Origin of the sequence: Amycolatopsis sp. NPDC051372, assembly GCF_040682095.1 — a bacterium.
Lineage (GTDB): Bacteria > Actinomycetota > Actinomycetes > Mycobacteriales > Pseudonocardiaceae > Amycolatopsis.
This window is the reverse complement of record NZ_JBFBAF010000018.1, coordinates 55,579-75,247: the sequence shown is the minus strand read 5'-3', so window position 1 is coordinate 75,247 and position 19,669 is coordinate 55,579. Positions and strand designations below refer to the sequence as shown.

Genomic DNA, 19,669 nt, shown 5'->3' with positions numbered 1-19,669 from the left:
GCCGGACATGACGGACACGCTTCCCGAGCTGCGCAGCGGGTTTTCGTCGCTGCGCAAGGGTGGGCTCAACTGGGACTCGTTCCCGCTGCGCCTGTTCGTGAAGGGCAACAAGAAGTTCTGGAACCCCGCCGACCTCGACTTCAGCCGCGAACGCGAGGGCTGGGAAAGCCTGACGCCGGAGCAGCGCCGCTCGACGACGTACCTCGTGGCGCAGTTCATCGCCGGCGAGGAGGCCGTGACGGAGGACATCCAGCCCTTCATGCGCGCGATGTCCTCGACCGGCCGCTTCGGCGACGAGATGTACCTGACGCAGTTCTGCTTCGAGGAGGCCAAGCACGTCGAGGTCTTCCGCCGCTGGATGGACGCCGTCGGCCTCGACGACGATCTGCACCCGTACGTCGCCGAAAACCCCCACTACCGCAAGCTTTTCTACGAAGAGCTGCCGCGGTCGCTGCGCGCCCTGGAGGACGATCCCAGTCCCCTCAACCAGATCCGCGCGAGCGTCACGTACAACCACGTGATCGAGGGCAGCCTCGCGCTGACGGGCTACTACTCGTGGCAGCTCATCTGCACCCAGAACCAGATCCTGCCCGGCATGCAGGACCTCGTCCGCCACATCGGCGACGACGAACGCCGCCACATGGCGTGGGGCACCTTCACCTGCCGCCGCCACGTCGCCGCCGACGACTCGATGTGGGACGCCGTGCAGCAGCGCATGGGCGAACTGCTGCCCCACGCGCTCAACATGATCCAGTGGGTGCAGGACCAGTTCGAGGAAGTCCCCTTCGACAACGACCCGCAGGAGCTGCTCCAGTACGCGGCCGACCGCGCGCAACGGCGGTTGGGCGCCATCGAGTCGGCCCGCGGGACGCCGGTGGAGCAGATCGACCTGGACTACTCGCCGGAGCAACTGGAGGAGACCTTCGGGGAGGAAGACGAGAAGGCGCTGGCCGAGGCGGCCGCAGCGGCTTCCTGACGGACAGGCCGCCCCCGACCCCTTCGGGGACGGCCCGCCGCGTCACCTCCAGATCACGCCGTGCCAGATGACGCCGTCGGACATCTCCGCGGTAAGGCCGCGGGAGTTGATCAGCAGTGCCGCCGCGGAAGTGTGCCCGGGCCGCCGCGCGGGTTCGATCGGTCATGGCAGTGTCCGCTGGTGCGAGCACGGAGATCGCCGCCGCCACCCCCGCGACGAACGCTCTTCGACTGACCCTCACGTTGTTCCCCCTCCGTCGGTCTCCGAGGGAGGGGGAACGCGCGCGACTCTGTTGTCCGGTTGCCTGCCCTATGCGTGTTTCGCCGAAGCAGCGTCTTCGAGGCCCAGCAGCGTCACGGACTGCTCGCGCATCTCGACCTTGCGCACCTTGCCCGTCACGGTCATCGGGAACCCGTCGACGATGTGGACGTAGCGCGGGATCTTGTAGTGCGCCAGCTTGCCCTGCGAGAACTCGCGCACGGCCTCGGCGGTGAGCGGCCGCGCACCCTCGCGCATCTGGATCCAGGCCATGAGCTCTTCGCCGTACTTGACGTCGGGCACGCCGATGACCTGTGCGTCGAGCACGTCCGGGTGCGTGTAGAGGAACTCCTCGATCTCGCGCGGGTACACGTTCTCGCCGCCGCGGATCACCATGTCCTTGATGCGGCCGGTGATGTTGAGGTAGCCGGCCTCGTCCATCACGGCGAGGTCGCCGGTGTGCATCCAGCGCGCGGCGTCGATCGCCTCGGCCGTCTTGTCGGGCTGTTCCCAGTAACCGAGCATCACGGAGTAACCGCGCGTGCAGAGCTCGCCGGGCACGCCGCGCGGCACGGTGAGGCCCGTCTCGGGATCCACCACTTTGGACTCGAGGTGCGGCCCGACGCGGCCGACGGTGGACACGCGGCGCTCCACCGAATCGTCCGCGCGCGTCTGTGTGGAGACCGGCGAGGTTTCCGTCATGCCGTAGCAGATCGACACTTCCGTCATGCCCATCCGGTCGATCACCTGCTTCATCACCTCGACCGGGCAAGGCGAGCCCGCCATGATCCCGGTGCGCAGCGACGACAGGTCGAACTCGCCGAAGTCCGGGTGGTTCAGCTCCGCGATGAACATCGTCGGTACTCCGTACAGCGACGTGCACCGCTCCGCCTCCACGGCCTCCAACGTCGCGCGCGGGTCGAACGCCGGCGCCGGGATCACCATGCACGCGCCGTGGCTGGTGCACGCAAGGTTGCCCATCACCATGCCGAAGCAGTGGTAGAACGGCACGGGGATGCACACGCGGTCTTCTTCGGTGTAGTTGCAGAGCTCGCCGACGAAGTAGCCGTTGTTGAGGATGTTGTGGTGGGACAGCGTGGCGCCCTTGGGGAAGCCCGTGGTGCCGGAGGTGTACTGGATGTTGATGGGGTCGTCGGCGCTCAGGTTCTGCTGGAGTGCGCTCAGCTTGGCCGGGTCGCCACCCTCGCCCTTGGCCATGAGGTCCGTCCAGGCGTCGGTGCCCAACAGCACCACGAACTCGAGCCCCGCGCAGTTCGGCCGGACCTGCTCCACCATCGCCGCGTAGTCCGACGTCTTGAACTTGTCCGCCGCGACCAGCATCCGCACGCCGGACTGGTTGAGCACGTATTCGAGCTCGTGCGACCGATACGCGGGGTTGATGTTGACGAGGATCGCGCCGATCTTGGCCGTCGCGTACTGGAGGAGCGTCCACTCCGCGCGATTCGGCGACCAGATCCCGACGCGGTCCCCCTTGCCGATCCCGGTGGCGACGAGCCCGTGCGCGAGCTGGTCGACGTCTTTCCTGAGGTCGGCATACGACCACTTCGTGCCGGCCGCGCGGTCCACCATCGCGTCGCGCTCGGGGAACGCGGCCACGGTGCGGTCGAGGTTGTCCCCGATGGTGTCACCCAGCAGGGGGACGTCGGACGTCCCGGAGGCGTAACTGGGCAGGGCGGGCGCGTCGGGCATGGTTGCCTCCCGGTGGGGTCTTCGTCGACACCCGCGAGTCTAGGAACCCCACGGTTCGACGACCACCCGGCCGGAAACCCACCTTCCGCTACGCTCGGTGCGGGTTCGTTTCACGAGGGGTTGGGGTTGGGCCGTGCCGGAGGAGTTCTCCCTGAGCTGGACCGAAGTCGACGTCGCCGTCCGCCGGAGCGGCCTGCCGGCTTCGTGGCATCCCTTCGAGATCCGCAGCCCTGGCCTGACTCTTTCCGACCACGCGCGCCTGTCGGATGAGGCTTGGGACGCGCTGCGTTCTCGGGGGTTGGCTGTCTCCGACAAGCTGGACCATGACGTTCTGGCCACCTTGCAGGCTTGGACGCGGCCTGAGGTGTTGATCATCGTGCGTGCCGCGGAGCTTCCTTCGGGGACGGTGCTGTACCGGGCTTGTGTGGGTGAGGGGCTGGGGGTGTTTTCGTCCTCGTTTTCGGATGGGATCCGCTTCGAGCAGACGCGGCCGGATCGGCTGGTGGAGACGGTGTTGAGCATGTTCCCGGCTTACCCGCCGCTGCCGGTCGCTCCTGTTTCTCTTACGCAGGCGCCAGCTCGGCATTCATCTGCCTCGTCGGATGATTCGGACTTTTCGGACCGCGACTTCACCTCGGCTCCTTCTCGCCGCGATCGGGACGCTCTCGGCTCTTACTCCCAGTGGCCACTCCACCGTCACGGGACTGTAGAGCTCTCCTTGCGACCCCGCCACGGGGCGTTGCGGCCGGTGTCGACTGCCACCTTCGTCGACACCGACGGCGGCCGGTACGTCACGTTCTCGGAACCGCTCCGCGATGGCGGCTTCCGGCTGCGGTTCGTGCCTTCGGACGGGTCTCACCTGCGTAGGTGGCTGTTCGAGACGATTGAGGAAGGCATTCGCTGAGTCGTCTTATCGACTTGGCGCCGAGCCTCGTACCGGCCAATTCGCTCATCTTCTCGCGGGCTCTACGCGTCTACCCGTAGTGTTCACCAGGTGACTGGATCGATCACCCCACGCTGGTTTGGCCTCATCGGAGCCGTCGCGGTGGTAGCCACACTCTCGGCATGCGACAACACAGTGAACGGCAGCCCAACATCCGGAGCCACCACGCCGAGCAGCCCAACGTCGGCTCCATCCAGCAGCAATGGGTCGGATCCGTTCGTCGGCATGAACCCTTGCTCGCTTCTTGACCAAGCACTCGCTGGGCAAGGCTATCCGGCATCAGCACCGAGCACGGTGAACTCCGAGCACTCCTGCGACACCCACACCTCGGAGGCGACAGTCGGCCTAGCCCTTGAAAGCGACCGCACGATCAACGACGGGATCGCCAACCCCGCGAAGGCTCAGACCGGAGATGTAAACGGGCGGCCATCGGTCCTTGCTCCTGAGAACATCGGAGCCGAAGGTGACTGCGTCGTGATGATGGAGGTCACACACAGCGCACGCGCGACCATCATCGTAACCCTGACCAGCGGAAATACCGATCAAGCCTGCACCTCGGCCGGAAACGTGGCGACGAAGGTCGAGCCCCTCCTGCCTCCAGACCGGTGATCGCCCACACGTCGGTGAGCCAGCCAAAGCGCTGACATAGAGGCGTCAGCTCTTTACAGTGAGCAGTGAACGTTGAGGAGACAGGGAGGGTGGAGCACGCATGAGCACGGGAGCCCATTTCGGCGGACCGCCGCCAGCGACACCCGCGGCAAGCACCAGCGGCGCCAACTTCCTCGACACCCTCGCCGAAGGTGCAACGGATCCAGCCGCCGCCAAACAGATCAATGCCGGCGCCCAACAGTTTATGGACCTCGCCAAGAGCGGCGGGTTCGCGATCAATGAAGCTGGCCTCAAGAAGTACCTCAACGTCTGTGACACCTTTCTTCAGGGATATGACGAGATCAGGTTTCAGATGGAGGGCCTGGCGACTCGAGCAAGCATGGGTTCGAGCGACTACGCACAAAAAGTAGCCGCCTTCAACGTCAAGGTCGCAGTGGAAGACAAGCAATCGCTGATCCCGAACTTGGAACTACTCCGCAAGGGCATTGAACAAGTCAAACAAGCGCTGCAAATCGCACGCAACAACTACAACGAAACCGAGAACGCCCACGTTGACGCGCTGAACAGGTTCCGGAGCGCTGACTCATGACACGCGGACCTGCTGAGCATCGCCAGTACGAAGCTGACTACTACGCCGAAACGCAGCACACGCAACAGGAGGCCGCGCGGAGGTTCGGCGCCGAGGACCGCGCTGATGTCGAGGCCGGCGTCAAGCCCAGGACAGAACAAGCTGCTGCGCAATACTCAGTGTCGCAGGGCGACCACCTCCTGCAAGGCCAAAGCACACGAACCGACGCTCCGGCGCCAGACGCCAATTACGCGGCGCACGATCACCAGACCTTGTACAACATGGTTCACGTCGACATGAAACCAGGCGACCTCGACGACCGCGGCCATGTGGCGAACAACCTTGGAAACTGGCTCGCCGATGTCGCGAATGCCGTCAATGCAGCTGCTTCTTCGAGTGATGTCGATTGGCAGGGCTCTGCAGCCACCCAGGCCGGGTCGTTCTTCCAAAACACGGCGACATACGCCACGCAAACCGCGAACGCTGCCCAGCTGAGTTCCAATCGGTACTCCCAGCAAGCTGCCGCAGCCGACTACGCGCAGAAGAACATGCCGGAGCCCACCGGGTTCAACCAGCAGGCCGAGATGGACAAGGCGACGAAGCAGCTCGCCGGCGGGGACCCGACAGCCGCGGCGCAGACAATGACCGGCATCGCCGCGAAGCAGCAGCAGGCGGACGCCGCACATCAGCAAGCCGTGCAGGTGATGCAGGGGCTGGACAACACCTACCACGAAACAGCCTCGACGCAGCCTGCGTACACCGCACCCCCGCAGCTGGGCGGCGTGGACAACAGCACCCACGCCAGCAGCGCCACGCCCGGTGCCGGGATCGGCGCGCACGCGGGTGCCCTCAGCGGCGGTGGCAGCTTCGGCTCGCCCGGCGGTGGGGCACCCGGCGGAGGAGCGCCTGGTGGTGCAGGTGGTCCCGCAGGGTTCAGTGGCAACGCGTACACCCCGCCAGGAGTCAGCACCGGGGCTGGGTCGTTCGGAGGGCTCGGGACCGGCGGAGGTGGCGGAGGGTTCCGGCCGCCCATGAGTGGCGGCGGCTTCGGGCGGCTCTCGCCTGACGCGTTGGCGTTCGGCGGGGGCGGGCCTGGTGGTGGTGCCGGTGGCGCGGGCGAGGAGACACTGCGCGGCGGGCGGCCCGGGGCAGGCGGCGGTCGGTCCGGCGGCGGATTCGCAGGCAGCCGCGTATCAGGCGGCGGAGCCACAGCGAAGCCCGGCGAAGGCGAAGGCCCGGGGTCCGGCAAGGGCGCCGGCGAGCGGCTGGAGCGCGGGGCGACCGCGGCGGCCAACGCGGGCAAAGCCGGCAAGGCCGGTGCGGGCGGAGCGGCCGGCGCGGCTGGGGCCGGCAAGAAGAAGGAAGACGACAAGGAGCACAAGAACAAGCTCCCCAACCAGGAAGACCCCGACGAGGTGTTCGAGGTTCGCCCCGAACGCGGGCCCGACGGGGAGAAGATCACACCCCCGGTCATCGGCGGGTAAGTAGCGGCTGACAGAGCGCGGCGCCGCCTGCGGGTGGCGCCGCGTGGTGTTTCTGCCGCGGTCGAGCAGGCGCGGCAGGCTCGTGAACACAGCGGAACCGAGAGCCGAAGCCGACGGGGCCGACACTCGAACCTCACACAGGCGCCCACGACAGTCGCGCCGACCTGCGGCGGCGCGGCGGGCTTAACGGACGGTGTGGATCAAGCGCGAAAGGTGCGCGGCAACGCCTGACACCTCACAAATGACCCCTGCGGCGGCGAACCCGCGGCGTCCGCAAGGCGAACCTACAAAGCCAAGCTCATGCGCCGCCGCGGCGCAAAGCAGCGACCTGTGCGCTGCATAAAGCGAGGCCGCGACGTCGAGTGGTGCCACACAGGTCATCCCGCACGCGGGCGTGCGCGCCTGGGCGGCGAGCGAGCAAGCCAGGCACCTCAGCTCCAGCCCGAACCGCCCAAGTCGACAAAGCGACACCCCACAAAATCCAGGGTTAATCCCTGACACCCCCACCCACCCCGCCCCGGTACCGTCAACCCCATGCGGTTCTACGTGGTCGATGCGTTCACCGGGGAGGCGTTCGCCGGGAATCCGGCCGGGGTGGTGGTGCTGGAGGAGCCCCGGGACGACGCGTGGATGCAGCGGGTGGCGGCGGAGATGAAGCACTCCGAAACCGCGTTCGTCGAGCAGGGAAAAGGCCAGGGCACCACGAGCCTGCGGTGGTTCACGCCGGCCACCGAGGTCGACCTGTGTGGGCACGCGACGATCGCGGCGACCCAGGTCCTCGGCGGAACCCAGACCTACGAGACCCGCAGCGGCATCCTCCGGTGCACCAAGCACGAAGACGGCTGGATCGAGATGGACTTCCCCGTCGACGAGCCGCGGGAGACCCAAGAGGACGTCAGCCACATCCTCGCCGACGAGGGCGTGAAGCCCCTCTACGTCGGCCGCAGCAAGGAGAACCTGTTCGTCGAGCTCGAGAGGCCCGAGCAGGTCGCCCAGGCACAACCGGCGATGCAAGAACTCAAGAACACCTGGACCGGGCGCATGATCATCACCGCGAGCGGCGAAAGCGGCGACAACGCCGACTTCGTCAGCCGGTTCTTCGGCCCCGGCGTCGGCGTCGACGAAGATCCCGTCACCGGGTCCGCTCACTGCGCCCTGGCGCCCTACTGGGCCAGGAAGCTGGGCAGAAAAGACCTGACCGGCCACCAGATCTCCCGAAGAGGCGGGATCGTGAAAACCGAACTCGACAGCGACCGCGTCCGCATCAGTGGGCGGGCGGTCACTGTGGTGAGTGGGGAGCTGCACGTCTGATGCGCCTGCTGCTGAACATCATCTGGCTCGTGCTCTGCGGATTCTGGATGGCCGTGGGCTACGTCGTCGCGGGCATCGTGTGCTGCATCCTGATCATCACCATCCCGTTCGGGCTGGCGTCGTTCCGGATCGCGAACTACGCGTTGTGGCCGTTCGGCCGGACGGTGGTCGACCGGCGCGACGCGGGTGTCGGGTCGGTGCTGGGCAACATCATCTGGTTCATCTTCGCCGGCCTGTGGCTGGCGATCGGCCATGTGGTCACCGGCATCGCGTTGTGCATCACGATCATCGGGATCCCGTTGGGGATCGCGAACTTCAAGCTGATCCCCGTGTCGCTCATGCCGCTGGGCAAGGAGATCGTCGACGTCCCTACGACTCAGGTGTGAACGGCAAGGGCACCACGAGGCACGGGCCGCCCACGAACAAACCGCCGTCGATGCCCAGGGCCTTGCCGCCGGCGTACAGGTAAGGCCCCTCGATCTGCGCCGGGTGGATGCCCAGCTGGTCGGCGATCACGCTGTGGCCGTGGACGATCCGGGAACCGCCCAGGGCTTCCATCAACGCGTCCGCGTTCTCCTCACCGGCCGGGCCACGGAAGGCGTAGCGCGTGGTCATCCGGCGCCAGACGTCCCACCACGCCTCGATGTCGCTGCCGGTCAGGATTTCCCCCACCGACGCGTTGATCGACGTGATGTCCGAGCCCCAGTCGAGGTACTCCAGCGTGTCCGAGTGCATCAGCAGGTGGTCGTCGACCAGCGCCACCAACGGACGCGCCGAAAGCCACTCGATGTGTTCCGGCGTCAGGCGGTCCTGATCGGACAGCAGGCCGCCGTTGATCTCCCAGCTGCGCGCGAAGCTGCGCGGCCCGAAGTCCGACGGCACTTGGCGGTCGCCGAAGTGGTACATCCCCAGCAGCAGGATCTCGTGGTTCCCCAGCAGCATCTGCACGGAGCCGCCCGCCTCCGGCGCCTGTTCCTGCAGCGAACGCACGAAGTCGATCACGCCGACGCCGTCGGGACCGCGGTCCACGAAGTCGCCGAGGAACCACAGCTGGTCTTCGGCGCCGCTCCACTTGCCGTCGCTGTCGACGAGCCCCTCGGCGCGCAGTGCGTCGGCCAGGGCGTCGCGGTGCCCGTGGACGTCGCCCACCACATACACGCTCATCGTTCGACGATAGGCCCTGCTCCGGCGCACACGCCGGTCAGCCTTCGCCGAACGGGTCCAGGGTTCGCCCGATCAGGTCCGCGACCGAGTCGATCACCTTCGTCGGCCGGTACGGATAGCGTTCGGCCGACTCCGGAGTGGAAATCCCGGTGAGCACGAGGACCGTCTGCAGCCCCGCTTCGATGCCCGCGTGGATGTCGGTGTCCATGCGGTCGCCGATCATCAGCGTCGACTCCGAGTGCGCACCGAGCCGCCGCAACGCCGAGCGCATCATCAGCGGGTTCGGCTTGCCTACAAAGTACGGCGAACGCCCGGTGGCCTTCTCGATCAGCGCCGCGACGGACCCGGTGGCCGGCAGCGAGCCCTCCATCGTCGGGCCGGTCGCGTCCGGGTTGGTGGCGATGAACTTCGCGCCGCGGTCGATCAGGCGGATGGCGTTGGTGATGGAACTGAAGCTGTACGTGCGGGTTTCGCCCAGCACCACGTAGTCCGGATCGCGTTCGGTCAGCACGTAACCGACCTCGTGCAACGCGGTGGTCAGCCCGGCCTCGCCGATCACGAACGCCGTGCCGCCCGGACGTTGCGAGTCGAGGAACTGCGCCGTGGCCAGCGCGGAGGTCCAGATCGACTCCTCCGGGACGTCGAGCCCGGTGCGCAGCAGCCGCGCCCGCAGGTCGCGCGGGGTGTAGATGGAGTTGTTCGTGAGCACCAGGAAGCCGATACCGTTGTCCCGCAGCTCGCCGAGGAACTCGTCCGCGCGCGGCACGAGGTGCTCCTCACGAACCAGGACGCCGTCCATGTCGCTCAGGTACGTCCAGCCGCCTTCTGTCACCCTCGCCGTCCTCTGTTCTGCGGTACTTGATCGAAACAGGCGAACCGTACCACGGCACCCCGGCAGGCTGCCCCCGCAACGGATTTCCGTTGCGGCACAACGCAGTCAGGCTTGCGCGGGATGCACCGCCACCGTCGCGGCCTTCACCGACAGCGTCACGGACGAGCCCGGCTCCAGCTCCAGGTCGGCGACCGCCGCCGGCGTCAGGTCCGCGGTCAGGCCCTCGGCCCAGCCGCCGCCGGTCACGCGCAGCCGGATCACGGGCCCGTGCGGTTCCAGGGCCGCGACCGTGGCCTCGGCGGTGTTGCGCGGGCTGCCGTGGTGCTCGCCGTCGTGCGGGTACACGGCCACCGCGCTGGGCTCGAACACCGCGACCGCGGCCTCCCCCAGCACGGCGTCCGGCGAAAGCAGCCCCGACACCAGGTCACCCGACTTCGTGCGCAGCCCCTCGGCCTCCGCGACGCCCGCAACCAGGTTGAGCCCCGCGATCCGGGCCGTGAACGCCGTGCGTGGCGCGGCCAGCACCTCACGAGTGGGCCCGCGTTCGACGATCCGCCCGCCCGACATCACGGCCACGTGGTCGGCCAGCGCGAGCGCGTCGAGCGGATCGTGCGTGACCAGCACCGTCGTCGGCCCGTCACGCAGCACCCGCCGCAGCAGGCCGCGGATCGCGGGCGCCGCGTCCACGTCGAGAGCGGCGAACGGCTCGTCGAGCAGCAGCAACGACGGCGCCGAAGCCAGCGCCCGCGCGATCGCCACCCGCTGCTGCTGGCCGCCCGAGAGCTGGCCGGGCCGCCGGCGCGCGAACGCCGCCGCGTCCACCTCCGCCAGCCACATCTGGGCCACTTCCCGGGACTTCACCCTGCCCGCACCGGCCGAACGCGGGGCGAAAGCGACATTGTCCAAAGCGGACAGATGCGGGAACAGCAACGCGTCCTGCGACAGCAACCCGATCCCCCGCGCGTGCGGCGGCAGGTTCACCTTGTCCCCCGCCAGCACGCGGCCGGACAAAGTGATGTCGGCCGACATCACGGGCACGAGCCCGGCCAGGCCACCGAGCACAGTGGACTTTCCCGAGCCGTTCGGGCCGAGCAGCGCCAGCACCGTTCCCTCGGGCACGGTGAACTCGACGTCGAGGGAGAACGTGCCGCGCGAGAGCGCGATCCGAGCCGAGAGCGTCACCGGAAACCACCTTCGAACGACCGCGGCCGCGCCACCGCGATGACCACGATCGCCACCACGATCAGCAGCAAGGCGAGCGCCACCGCACTGTCGACGTCCACCTCGGCCTGCGTGTAGACCTCCAGCGGCAGCGTCCGCGTGACGCCTTCCAGGCTACCGGCGAACGTGATGGTCGCGCCGAACTCGCCCAGCGCGCGGGCGAAGCTGAGCACCACACCGGAGCCGAGCGCCGGCAGCAGCAGCGGCAGCGTCACGCGGCGGAACACCGTCCACGGCCGCGCGCCGAGCGTCGAAGCCACCTGCTCGTAACGGTCACCGGAGCCGCGCAGTGCCCCTTCGAGGCTCACGACCAGGAACGGCATGGCCACGAACGTCTGCGCGATCACCACGGCCGCGGTCGTGAACGGGATCTGCTGCCCGGTCAACGCGCCGATCAGGATGCCGAGGAAACCCTTGCGTCCCAGCAGGTACAGCAGCGCGAGGCCGCCGACCACGGGCGGGAGCACCAGCGGCAGCAGCACGATCGAGCGCAGCAGCCGCGTGCCGCGCACGCGCGAACGAGCCAGCACCACGGCCAGCGGCACACCGAGGATCACGCACGCCACCGTCGAGAGCAGCGCCGTGATCATCGACAGCCTGAGCGCGGCCAGCGAAGACGCCGAGATCAGGAGAGACGGGAACCGGGCGACGTCCGAGCGCACGAGCAGCCCGACGACGGGCAGCACCACGAGCGCGAGCGCCACCACGGCGGGGATCCAGAGAACAAGGGGAACCCGCGAATGCGGCGGCCGTTGCTCGGCCGCCACACCGCGTCGCCCCTTACTGAGCCGGGCCAAACCCGATCTTGGTCAGCTCGGCCTTGCCCTGCGCGCCGAGCACGAAGTCGTTGAACTCCTTGGCCAGAGCGGCCTGCGGAGCGTCCTTCACGACGGCGATCGGGTAGCTGTTGATCGCGCCGGAAGCCTCCGGGAAGTCCACCTTGTCGACCTTGTCCGCGGCCGAGGTCGCGTCGGTGACGTAGACCAGGCCCGCGTCGGCGTCACCCGACTGCACCTTCGCCAGCACCTGCTTGACGTCGGTCTCCTCGCTGGCCGGCTTCAGCGTGACGTGGGTGTTGTCCTCGACCTTCTTGGTCGCCGAGCCGCACGGCACCTGCTGCGCGCAGACGACCACGGTCAGGCCGCCCTTGTTCAGGTCCGCGAAGGTCTTGATGCCCTTGGGGTTGCCCTTGGCCACGGCGATCGCCAGCTTGTTGGTGGCGAACACCGTCGGCTGCCCGTCGATCACGCCGCCCTGCACGGCCTTGTCCATGTTGGCCTGGTCGGCGGAGGCGAACACGTCGGCCTTGGCCCCGTTGTCCAGTTTCTGCACGAGCGCCGACGAGCCCTCGTAGTCGAACTTGACGGTGACACCCGGGTGCGCCGCCTCGAACTCCTTGCCGAGCTCGTTGAACGACTCGGTGAGCGACGCGGCGGCGAACACCGTGAGCGTGCCCGTCGCGCTCGAGCCGGCGGGCGAGGGCACCGCCGGGCCGCCGGAGCCCGGACTGGTGCTGGCCTCGTCGTTCGCGCTGCACGCACCGGCCAACAACGCGACCGCCGCTACGGCGATGGCGAGCTTCTTCATCTGTTTCCTTCCGGGGTCTCCACCACGACGGTGGTCGCCTTGACAACGGCCACCGCGAGCACACCCGGGCGCAACCCGAGCTCGCGGACGGCTTCTGAACTCATCAGTGACACCACTCGGTGCGCCCCGCACTGCAGCTCGACCTGGGCCATCACCTTGTCGGCGATGACCTCGGTGACGAGCCCCACGAAGCGGTTGCGGGCGGAGCGGCCGACTGCCGACGGGTCCTCGGGACCGGCGGCCTGCGCGCGGGCGAACCCCGCCAGCTGGGCACCGTCGACGACCTTTCGGCCGGCGGCGTCGTCCGTCGCGGTCAACTGACCGCCGCGGACCCAGCGCCGGACGGTGTCGTCACTGACGCCGAGGAGCCGAGCGGCCTCGGACAACCGAAATTGCGGCATGACCGGAAGATTATCGCCGCAGTTGAGGAAAAGCTATGTGAAACGTGAATTGTCGAGCACTTCGTTGTGCAACTCCTTGATTATTGCGTTCTGATAACGCTCGAAGTTTTCACCGGGCCCGCCCGGAGAGCCCCAGGAGCCGTCCGCGACCGACCACGGCCACCGTCGCCCACGCGGGCGGATGACCCGCGTCACAGCCGGTGTGGACAGTCGCGGCGGCTGCGTAATCCACGTCACCACCAGGGGTTCTGCGGTGCATCCCGCGAGGCCGGAGGCGGTGCGGTCGATTCCGGCCAGTCCTCACGGAGCCGGCGCGCGCACCGTCTGCCGCGGCCCGTGCGCGGACCGTCACGCGCAGGTCACGACACGCCGCCGGAAGTCCGTTCCCGGGAGCGTCCGAGGATAAGGACGGGTCGGCTTTTCCGGCGTTCACGAGTTAAGCTGTGAGTAATGACGGCAGTACATCTCGGGTTTCCTCGCGTCCCCGGTACACGAGGTTCGTCCGGCGCGCCCTCGGCGCCCCGCCCCGATCATCCGGGCCTGCTCGACCAGTTCGGCCGCGTGGCCACGGATCTGCGGGTTTCGCTCACAGACCGCTGCAACCTGCGCTGCACGTACTGCATGCCCGCCGAAGGCCTCGACTGGATGCCCGGCGAGCAGGTGCTCAGCGACGACGAGCTGGTGCGGCTGATGCGCATCGCCGTCGAGACGCTGGGCGTCACCGACATCCGCCTGACCGGCGGCGAGCCGTTGCTGCGCCCGGGTCTGGAGGACATCGTGGCGCGCATCACCGCGCTCGAGCCTCGGCCGCGGGTTTCCATGACCACCAACGGGATCGGGCTCGCGAAGCGGGCGAAGCGCCTCGCCGAGGCCGGCCTGGACCGGATCAACGTGTCGCTCGACACCGTGGACCGCGCCCTGTTCGAGCAGATCACCCGCCGCGACCGCCTGTCCCACGTGCTGGCGGGCCTCGCCGCCGCGCGCGACGCGGGGCTGGCGCCGGTGAAGGTCAACTCCGTGCTGATGCGCGGGATCAACGAGCACGAGGCCGTGTCGCTGCTGCGGTTCTGCCTCGACGAGGGCTACCACCTGCGGTTCATCGAGCAGATGCCGCTCGACGCGCAGCACGGCTGGAACCGCGGCGAAATGATCACGGCCGAGGAGATCCTGCGCATGCTGGGCGAGGAGTTCTCGCTGTCGCCGTTCCCGGCCGCCCGCGGCGGCGCGCCGGCCGAGCGATGGCTGGTCGACGGCGGACCCGGCGACGTGGGTGTGATCGCGTCGGTGACCAGGCCGTTCTGCGCCGCGTGCGAGCGCACCCGGCTCACGGCCGACGGCGCGGTGCGCTCCTGCCTCTTCTCCAACGACGAGACGGACCTGCGCGCCCTCGTGCGCGCGGGCGCGCGCGATGAGGAGGTGGCGGACGCGTGGCGGGCCACGATGTGGGGCAAGCTCGCGGGCCACGAGATCAACGAAGCCGGGTTCGCGCAGCCGATCCGGCCCATGAGTGCGATCGGCGGATGACATGTCACCCCCATCCCTGGAACCGATGACCGTGCTGGTCCGCTACTTCGCCTCCGCCCGCGCGGCGGCGGGAGTGGAAGAGGAGAAGCTGAAGCTTCCCGAGGGCTCGACCGTCGCGGACGCCGTCCGCCTGGTGCGCGAGCTGCATCCGGGACCGCTGCCGCGCATCCTCGACGCGGCGAGCTTCCTGTTGAACGAGGTTGCCGTCCGTAATCAGAATCGCGCCCTCAGTGACGGAGCGCAACTCGACGTACTCCCGCCCTTCGCCGGCGGCTGACCCTCGCGAGACCCCGTCAGACCCGGCTCAGTGGCTCACTGGGCTCTCGAACCCTCCTGTCCGGCCATTTGGTCCGGACCACGCCGAGCGGCGCTCAAGGCGCCGTGAGCGGCCATTTTCGTCAATACCTACTCTCCGGAGTAGTTCGCTCACGGCGTATTCCCGGACCCCAACAGAACCACTCGGCGAGCACTGGCGGACTTCGCACTGAGTGGTTTAAGGTGCCCGACTCAATGGCTGCGCGAATGGACCGTTGACGCCTTATCGACGTGATCCAAGCCTCACGATCCGTGAAATATCCCTGGCAGAAAACGGGCAGATAACGGCCCTCTGACCTGCGCAAACATGCCGATCGCGAGAGGTTGCGTGCTGTTACTATGACGTAGGTCACATGCCGAATAATTTCCGATCACGGCTCTCATTACGTACCGTCGCTTTTCGGTTGGCCCCGACCGACCGAGCAAGACCGGGAATCCGTAGTGCCTAGCCCTGTCCAGCGGATCCCCGGACCCATACCCCGAGCGAAAGCATTTCCGGACAGGGACGAGGGGACGAAGACCGCGCGTCGTGCGCTGTCCGCGTCTGCCGCCCGGCAACGGGCGGACGGGCTCCCAACCCGGCCCTCAGCCTTCGGGCTCGTAGGCGCAGGAAAACCGAGAAGTATTCCCATGTCTTACCGAGGCAAGCACCGCAAGATGTCCGCCGCCACCCGCACCATCGCCCGCGTCGCTGTCGCGGGTATCGCGGTCGGCGCGCCCATCGCGATCGCCGCGACCCCCGCGTCGGCGACCAACTGGGACGCTGTCGCGCAGTGTGAGAGCAGCGGCAACTGGAACACCAACACCGGCAACGGCTACTACGGCGGCCTGCAGTTCACGCAGAGCACCTGGAAGGCCTACGGCGGCACCGGCAGCGCGGCGAACGCTTCCCGCGAGCAGCAGATCGCCGTGGCCGAGCGCGTTCTCGCGGGCCAGGGCGGCGGCGCGTGGCCGAACTGCTACGGCAAGGGTGCCGGCGGCTCGACCGCCGCGCACAAGTCGACGAAGTCGACCAAGTCGACCTCGAAGTCGACCACCAAGAAGGCGACCCCGAAGAAGAGCACGAGCGCCCCCAAGAAGGTCGCCAGCACTCCGGTCACCGGCGTGCCGAGCTCGAACCCGAACGGTGACTACACCGTCGTGTCCGGCGACAGCCTGTCGAAGATCGCCAAGCAGCTCAACGTTCAGGGTGGCTTCTCGAAGCTGCAGAACCTGAACAAGGCCTACATCCCGAACCCCGACCTGATCCTGGTCGGTCAGAAGATCGCCACCAAGTGACTCCTGACCTCCTCGTGAGGTCGTGAAGTCCTTCAGGGCGCAGCGTTCGGTTGGCTGTGATCCGACGAAAGGGCCCCACCGCGAATTTCCCCCGGCGGTGGGGCCCTTCGTGGGGTCTGACGAACGGCCACGGCCGCGGCGGATCAGGGTGAGTTGACCCATTCGTCGGAGCCGTCGGTGAAGTGCTGGTGCTTCCAGATCGGGAGCCGGGCCTTCACCTCGTCGACGAGCTCCGCGCAGGCCGCGAAGGCCTGGCCGCGGTGTTCGGCGGCGACAGCGCACGCCAGCGCCACGTCGCCGATGGCGAGCGGGCCGACTCGATGGCTCACGGCCACGGCGCGGACGCCCGTCCAGCCCGTGGCGAGCTCGGTGACGACCTGGGCGAGCACCTCGCCCGCGGTGGGGTGGCCCTCGTAGACGAGGTCGAGCACGCCCTTGCCGCCGTCGTGGTCGCGCACGACCCCGCCGAAGGTGACGACGGCGCCGGCCGCGTCGTCCTCCACGAGGCGGGCGTGGTCGTCGACGGACAGCGGCTGGTCGCTGACCTCCGCGCGCAGGATGCGGACCGCGGGTGTGCTCGGGGTTTTGGCTTCGAGCGGATCCGCCGGGAGCGAGTCCGCCGCGAGCGCGTCGGCGACGGAAGCCGAGTTTTCCGTGGACTCCGCGGCTTGTTCGGCCTTGGCCAGCTCTTCTGAAGCAGGCCGCGAGTGGTCGCCGCCGGCGAGCTGGTCCACGGCGTGGTCGAGGATTCCCTCCAGCACGCCCAACCCGTCCTTCACGCCGCCGCGCGAGCCGGGCAGGTTGACGACGAGCGTGCGGCCAGCGACACCCGCGAGGCCGCGCGACAACACGGCCGTCGGCACGTGCGGCAGGCCCGCGGAGCGAATCGCGTCCGCGACGCCCGGAAGCTCGTAGTCCAGCACTTCGCGCGTGACGTCCGGAGTGCGGTCCGTCGGCGAAATGCCCGTGCCGCCTGTGGTCAGGACCACCGCGACGCCCTCGGAAACCGCCGCGCGCAAGGCGATCCCCACCGGTTCGCCGTCCTCGACGACCGCCGGGTCGGGCACCGCGTAACCGTGCGCCGCGAGCCACTCCACGAGCACCGGCCCGGTTTTGTCCTCGTAGACGCCCTTCGCGGCGCGGTTGGACGCCACGATCACTCGTGCCTCGCTCATGACTTCCGCTCCCACGTGCCGGTCTTGCCGCCGTCCTTGCGGATCAGGCGGACGTTGTCGAGCGTCGCCGCCGGATCCACGGCCTTGATCATGTCGTGCAGCGTGAGCCCCGCGACCGCGACCGCCGTGAGGGCCTCCATCTCGACGCCGGTGACGTCGGTGGTCTTCGCCGTCGCGCTGATGTGGACGGCGCTCCCGTCCAGGTCGAACTCCACTTTCACGCCGGACAACGCGATCTGGTGGCACAACGGGATGAGTTCCGGCACGCGCTTGGCGCCCATGATGCCGGCGATCCGGGCCGTCGCCAATGCGTCGCCCTTCGGCAACCCGTTGGCGGACAACAGATTCACCACTTCGGCGGTGGTGTGCACCGTGCCGCCGGCGAGCGCCGTGCGCGCAGTCGCCGTCTTGCCGGATACGTCGACCATCCGCGCGGCGCCGGTTTCGTCGACGTGGCTGAGTTCACTCACCCCAGGAGGCTATGCCAGCGGTGTCCGGCCGACAAAAAGGCCCCGTCACCGCGGTTGGCGATGACGGGGCCTCCTGGGGTCTGAGAAGCTCAGCCAGCCGTGGCTTCCGCGCGGACGGCCGCCTTCACGGCCTCCGCGACGGCCGGGGCCACCGCGTTGTCGAAGACGCTCGGCACGATGAACGACGCGTTGAGCCGGCTCTGGTCCACCACGTCGGCGATCGCATCGGCGGCCGCGAGCAGCATGTTGTCGTCGATGTTGTGCGCGGCTGCGTCGAGCAGGCCGCGGAAGACGCCGGGGAACGCCAGCACGTTGTTGATCTGGTTCGGGAAGTCGCTGCGGCCGGTGGCGACCACGGCGGCGTGCTGCTGCGCCTCGAGCGGGTCGATCTCCGGGTCCGGGTTGGCCAGCGCGAAGACCACGGCGTCCTTGTTCATCGTCGCCACCTGGTCGGCGCCGAAGAGGTTCGGGGCGGAAACGCCGATGAAGACGTCCGCGTTCACAAGCGCCTCGTGCAGCGTGCCGGCCTGCTTGTCGCGGTTGGTGTGGTTCGCGATCCAGGTGAGGTTGTCGTCGAGGTTGCCGCGGTCGGGGTGGACGATGCCGTCGATGTCGGCGGCCACGATGTCACCCGGGTTCTTGCGCAGCAGCAGCCGGATGATCGCCGAGCCGGCCGCGCCGACGCCGCTGACCACGATCTTGCAGTCCTCGATCTCCTTGCCGACCACGCGCAGCGCGTTGCGCAGGGCCGCGACCACGACGATCGCCGTGCCGTGCTGGTCGTCGTGGAACACCGGAATGTCGAGCTGCTCACGCAGGCGCGCCTCGATCTCGAAGCAGCGCGGCGCGGCGATGTCCTCGAGGTTGATCCCCGCGTAGACCGGAGCGATCGCCTTGACGATCTTGATGATCTCCTCGGTGTCCTGCGTGTCCAGGCACACCGGCCACGCGTCGACGCCCGCGAACTTCTTGAACAGCGCCGCCTTGCCCTCCATCACGGGCAGCGCGGCGGCCGGGCCGATGTTGCCGAGGCCGAGCACGGCCGAGCCGTCCGTGACCACGGCCACGGTGTTGCGCTTGATGGTCAGGCGGCGCGCGTCCTCGGGGTTCGCGGCGATCGCCTGGCACACTCGGGCAACACCCGGCGTGTACGCGCGGGAGAGGTCGTCACGGTTGCGGAGCGCGACCTTGGGCGTGACCTCGATCTTGCCGCCGAGGTGGATCAGGAACGTCCGGTCGGAGACCTTGCGGACCTTCACGCCCGGCAGCGAGTCGAGCGCCTGGGTGATGTCCTGCGCGTGGTTCTCCGACAGCGCGTTGGCACTGATGTCGACCACGATCGTGTCGGCGTGCGACTCGACGACGTCGAACGCCGTGAGCACCCCGCCGACACGGCCGACGGCGGTGGTGAGGTCACCGGCGGCCGTGGAGGAAGCCGGGGCCTCGACCCGGACGGTGATCGAATACCCGGGACCGGGAACCGGCATGGCACTAACTCCCCGCTGGGAAACCTGTGGCTAGGACACTTCGAACACTAGCCCCGTGACCGCCGCCACCCGACCCCAACCGGGTGACCGACCAGTAACTACGGTCGTTTCCCGAGAAGTCGGGAATCAGCGGTTGATTTCCGTGTCCGGGTGCACGTAGGGCACCGTGTCGAGAGGGAAGGTCAGGTCGCCGAAGGGCGACAGCGCGCCCTGACGGTCGGACGCGAGCTCCGACACGGGGTGCTCACCGTCTTCCGCCGGCCAGGTGGGGTCGATGCCCTTTTTCCTGCCGTTCTCGCCCTTCGCCACAACGCCCTCCATTGACCTGGTGCCGCCGGTTCGCCCACAGTCTGCCC

22 protein-coding genes are annotated in these 19,669 nt (G+C 68.4%); 10 read left to right on the top strand and 12 right to left on the bottom strand.

The window, feature by feature from the left end:
- The first annotated feature begins 7 nt into the window (after positions 1-7).
- On the top strand, positions 8-976 hold the full coding sequence (locus AB0M56_RS26325) for a R2-like ligand-binding oxidase (protein WP_364180326.1): 969 nt from the start codon (positions 8-10) through the stop codon (positions 974-976).
- Between the two features lie 309 nt (positions 977-1,285).
- Here the strand turns inward: AB0M56_RS26325 and AB0M56_RS26320 are convergent, their stop codons facing one another.
- Positions 1,286-2,944 carry an AMP-binding protein gene (locus AB0M56_RS26320; RefSeq protein ID WP_364180324.1) on the bottom strand — a complete coding sequence of 553 codons (1,659 nt, stop codon included), beginning with the start codon at positions 2,942-2,944 and terminating at the stop codon, positions 1,286-1,288.
- Between the two features lie 133 nt (positions 2,945-3,077).
- Between AB0M56_RS26320 and AB0M56_RS26315 the strand changes: the two genes are divergently transcribed.
- From AB0M56_RS26315 to AB0M56_RS26305, 3 genes are all read left to right on the top strand, one after another.
- Positions 3,078-3,848, top strand: a complete 771-nt coding sequence (locus tag AB0M56_RS26315; RefSeq protein ID WP_364180323.1) for an ESX secretion-associated protein EspG — start codon at positions 3,078-3,080, stop codon at positions 3,846-3,848.
- A 90-nt stretch (positions 3,849-3,938) separates the two neighbouring features.
- Positions 3,939-4,496 (top strand): DUF3558 family protein, encoded by a 558-nt coding sequence (locus tag AB0M56_RS26310; protein ID WP_364180321.1) that lies wholly within the window; start codon positions 3,939-3,941, stop codon positions 4,494-4,496.
- A gap of 100 nt (positions 4,497-4,596) precedes the next feature.
- The gene (locus tag AB0M56_RS26305) at positions 4,597-5,085 is read left to right on the top strand and encodes a hypothetical protein (RefSeq protein WP_364180319.1); all 489 of its coding nucleotides are present in this window, start codon (positions 4,597-4,599) and stop codon (positions 5,083-5,085) included.
- A gap of 155 nt (positions 5,086-5,240) precedes the next feature.
- Here the strand turns inward: AB0M56_RS26305 and AB0M56_RS26300 are convergent, their stop codons facing one another.
- Positions 5,241-5,393, bottom strand: a complete 153-nt coding sequence (locus tag AB0M56_RS26300; protein WP_364180317.1) for a hypothetical protein — start codon at positions 5,391-5,393, stop codon at positions 5,241-5,243.
- A gap of 219 nt (positions 5,394-5,612) precedes the next feature.
- Here AB0M56_RS26300 and AB0M56_RS26295 point away from each other — a divergent pair, with 219 nt between their 5' ends.
- The 3 genes from AB0M56_RS26295 (at position 5,613) to AB0M56_RS26285 (ending at position 8,245) form a co-directional block, all read left to right on the top strand.
- Positions 5,613-6,548 (top strand): hypothetical protein, encoded by a 936-nt coding sequence (locus AB0M56_RS26295; protein ID WP_364180315.1) that lies wholly within the window; start codon positions 5,613-5,615, stop codon positions 6,546-6,548.
- A 534-nt stretch (positions 6,549-7,082) separates the two neighbouring features.
- The gene (locus AB0M56_RS26290) at positions 7,083-7,859 is read left to right on the top strand and encodes a PhzF family phenazine biosynthesis protein (protein ID WP_364180313.1); all 777 of its coding nucleotides are present in this window, start codon (positions 7,083-7,085) and stop codon (positions 7,857-7,859) included.
- Positions 7,859-8,245, top strand: a complete 387-nt coding sequence (locus tag AB0M56_RS26285) for a YccF domain-containing protein (RefSeq protein ID WP_364180311.1) — start codon at positions 7,859-7,861, stop codon at positions 8,243-8,245. Before AB0M56_RS26290 ends, AB0M56_RS26285 begins: the two co-directional genes overlap by 1 nt.
- Here the strand turns inward: AB0M56_RS26285 and AB0M56_RS26280 are convergent.
- The 6 genes from AB0M56_RS26280 to AB0M56_RS26255 all read right to left on the bottom strand — a co-directional run bounded on the left by AB0M56_RS26280 (position 8,229) and on the right by AB0M56_RS26255 (position 13,064).
- Positions 8,229-9,023 carry a metallophosphoesterase family protein gene (locus AB0M56_RS26280; protein ID WP_364180310.1) on the bottom strand — a complete coding sequence of 265 codons (795 nt, stop codon included), beginning with the start codon at positions 9,021-9,023 and terminating at the stop codon, positions 8,229-8,231. The two genes, AB0M56_RS26285 and AB0M56_RS26280, sit on opposite strands and share 17 nt — an antisense overlap.
- 37 nt (positions 9,024-9,060) lie before the next feature.
- Positions 9,061-9,855: an HAD-IIA family hydrolase gene (locus AB0M56_RS26275; RefSeq protein WP_364180308.1), complete on the bottom strand. Its 795-nt coding sequence runs from the start codon at positions 9,853-9,855 to the stop codon at positions 9,061-9,063.
- A gap of 105 nt (positions 9,856-9,960) precedes the next feature.
- Positions 9,961-11,037: an ABC transporter ATP-binding protein gene (locus tag AB0M56_RS26270; RefSeq protein ID WP_364180306.1), complete on the bottom strand. Its 1,077-nt coding sequence runs from the start codon at positions 11,035-11,037 to the stop codon at positions 9,961-9,963.
- The gene (locus AB0M56_RS26265) at positions 11,034-11,843 is read right to left on the bottom strand and encodes an ABC transporter permease (RefSeq protein WP_364180304.1); all 810 of its coding nucleotides are present in this window, start codon (positions 11,841-11,843) and stop codon (positions 11,034-11,036) included. The genes AB0M56_RS26270 and AB0M56_RS26265 overlap by 4 nt, the downstream gene beginning before the upstream one ends.
- A gap of 13 nt (positions 11,844-11,856) precedes the next feature.
- Positions 11,857-12,663: a molybdate ABC transporter substrate-binding protein gene (gene modA, locus AB0M56_RS26260; RefSeq protein WP_364180302.1), complete on the bottom strand. Its 807-nt coding sequence runs from the start codon at positions 12,661-12,663 to the stop codon at positions 11,857-11,859.
- A complete protein-coding gene (locus tag AB0M56_RS26255) occupies positions 12,660-13,064 on the bottom strand; it encodes a TOBE domain-containing protein (RefSeq protein WP_364180300.1) in 405 nt (134 codons plus the stop codon). The genes modA and AB0M56_RS26255 overlap by 4 nt, the downstream gene beginning before the upstream one ends.
- A gap of 450 nt (positions 13,065-13,514) precedes the next feature.
- Here AB0M56_RS26255 and moaA point away from each other — a divergent pair, with 450 nt between their 5' ends.
- The 3 genes from moaA (at position 13,515) to AB0M56_RS26240 (ending at position 16,181) form a co-directional block, all read left to right on the top strand.
- Complete coding sequence (gene moaA / locus AB0M56_RS26250; RefSeq protein WP_364180298.1) at positions 13,515-14,588, top strand: GTP 3',8-cyclase MoaA; 1,074 nt, start codon at positions 13,515-13,517, stop codon at positions 14,586-14,588.
- Between the two features lie 25 nt (positions 14,589-14,613).
- A complete protein-coding gene (locus AB0M56_RS26245; protein WP_220244621.1) occupies positions 14,614-14,865 on the top strand; it encodes a MoaD/ThiS family protein in 252 nt (83 codons plus the stop codon).
- A 668-nt stretch (positions 14,866-15,533) separates the two neighbouring features.
- A complete protein-coding gene (locus AB0M56_RS26240; RefSeq protein WP_364180296.1) occupies positions 15,534-16,181 on the top strand; it encodes a transglycosylase family protein in 648 nt (215 codons plus the stop codon).
- Positions 16,182-16,324: 143 nt separating this feature from the next.
- Here AB0M56_RS26240 and AB0M56_RS26235 read toward each other — a convergent pair whose 3' ends face one another.
- The 4 genes from AB0M56_RS26235 to AB0M56_RS26220 all read right to left on the bottom strand — a co-directional run bounded on the left by AB0M56_RS26235 (position 16,325) and on the right by AB0M56_RS26220 (position 19,622).
- The gene (locus AB0M56_RS26235; protein ID WP_364180294.1) at positions 16,325-17,356 is read right to left on the bottom strand and encodes a molybdenum cofactor biosynthesis protein MoaE; all 1,032 of its coding nucleotides are present in this window, start codon (positions 17,354-17,356) and stop codon (positions 16,325-16,327) included.
- Positions 17,353-17,826: a cyclic pyranopterin monophosphate synthase MoaC gene (gene moaC / locus AB0M56_RS26230; protein WP_364180292.1), complete on the bottom strand. Its 474-nt coding sequence runs from the start codon at positions 17,824-17,826 to the stop codon at positions 17,353-17,355. Before moaC ends, AB0M56_RS26235 begins: the two co-directional genes overlap by 4 nt.
- An 89-nt stretch (positions 17,827-17,915) precedes the next feature.
- Positions 17,916-19,313: an NAD-dependent malic enzyme gene (locus AB0M56_RS26225; protein WP_285972095.1), complete on the bottom strand. Its 1,398-nt coding sequence runs from the start codon at positions 19,311-19,313 to the stop codon at positions 17,916-17,918.
- A gap of 126 nt (positions 19,314-19,439) precedes the next feature.
- Positions 19,440-19,622 carry a hypothetical protein gene (locus AB0M56_RS26220; RefSeq protein ID WP_364180290.1) on the bottom strand — a complete coding sequence of 61 codons (183 nt, stop codon included), beginning with the start codon at positions 19,620-19,622 and terminating at the stop codon, positions 19,440-19,442.
- Positions 19,623-19,669 lie beyond the last annotated feature (47 nt).

Bases quoted from the DNA above. Each gene is read 5' to 3' on its own strand.
- AB0M56_RS26320 (WP_364180324.1), bottom strand. From the start codon at position 2,944: ATGCCCGACGCGCCCGCCCTGCCCAGTTACGCCTCCGGGACGTCCGAC.
- AB0M56_RS26300 (WP_364180317.1), bottom strand. From the start codon at position 5,393: ATGGCCGCGGTCGTCGAGGTCGCCTGGTTTCATGTCGACGTGAACCAT.
- AB0M56_RS26285 (WP_364180311.1), top strand. From the start codon at position 7,859: ATGCGCCTGCTGCTGAACATCATCTGGCTCGTGCTCTGCGGATTCTGG.
- AB0M56_RS26235 (WP_364180294.1), bottom strand. From the start codon at position 17,356: ATGAGCGAGGCACGAGTGATCGTGGCGTCCAACCGCGCCGCGAAGGGC.
- AB0M56_RS26240 (WP_364180296.1), top strand. From the start codon at position 15,534: ATGTCTTACCGAGGCAAGCACCGCAAGATGTCCGCCGCCACCCGCACC.
- AB0M56_RS26290 (WP_364180313.1), top strand. From the start codon at position 7,083: ATGCGGTTCTACGTGGTCGATGCGTTCACCGGGGAGGCGTTCGCCGGG.
- AB0M56_RS26225 (WP_285972095.1), bottom strand. From the start codon at position 19,313: ATGCCGGTTCCCGGTCCCGGGTATTCGATCACCGTCCGGGTCGAGGCC.
- modA (WP_364180302.1), bottom strand. From the start codon at position 12,663: ATGAAGAAGCTCGCCATCGCCGTAGCGGCGGTCGCGTTGTTGGCCGGT.
- AB0M56_RS26295 (WP_364180315.1), top strand. From the start codon at position 5,613: ATGCCGGAGCCCACCGGGTTCAACCAGCAGGCCGAGATGGACAAGGCG.
- AB0M56_RS26325 (WP_364180326.1), top strand. From the start codon at position 8: ATGACGGACACGCTTCCCGAGCTGCGCAGCGGGTTTTCGTCGCTGCGC.
- AB0M56_RS26245 (WP_220244621.1), top strand. From the start codon at position 14,614: ATGACCGTGCTGGTCCGCTACTTCGCCTCCGCCCGCGCGGCGGCGGGA.
- AB0M56_RS26280 (WP_364180310.1), bottom strand. From the start codon at position 9,023: ATGAGCGTGTATGTGGTGGGCGACGTCCACGGGCACCGCGACGCCCTG.
- AB0M56_RS26305 (WP_364180319.1), top strand. From the start codon at position 4,597: ATGAGCACGGGAGCCCATTTCGGCGGACCGCCGCCAGCGACACCCGCG.
- AB0M56_RS26255 (WP_364180300.1), bottom strand. From the start codon at position 13,064: ATGCCGCAATTTCGGTTGTCCGAGGCCGCTCGGCTCCTCGGCGTCAGT.
- moaA (WP_364180298.1), top strand. From the start codon at position 13,515: ATGACGGCAGTACATCTCGGGTTTCCTCGCGTCCCCGGTACACGAGGT.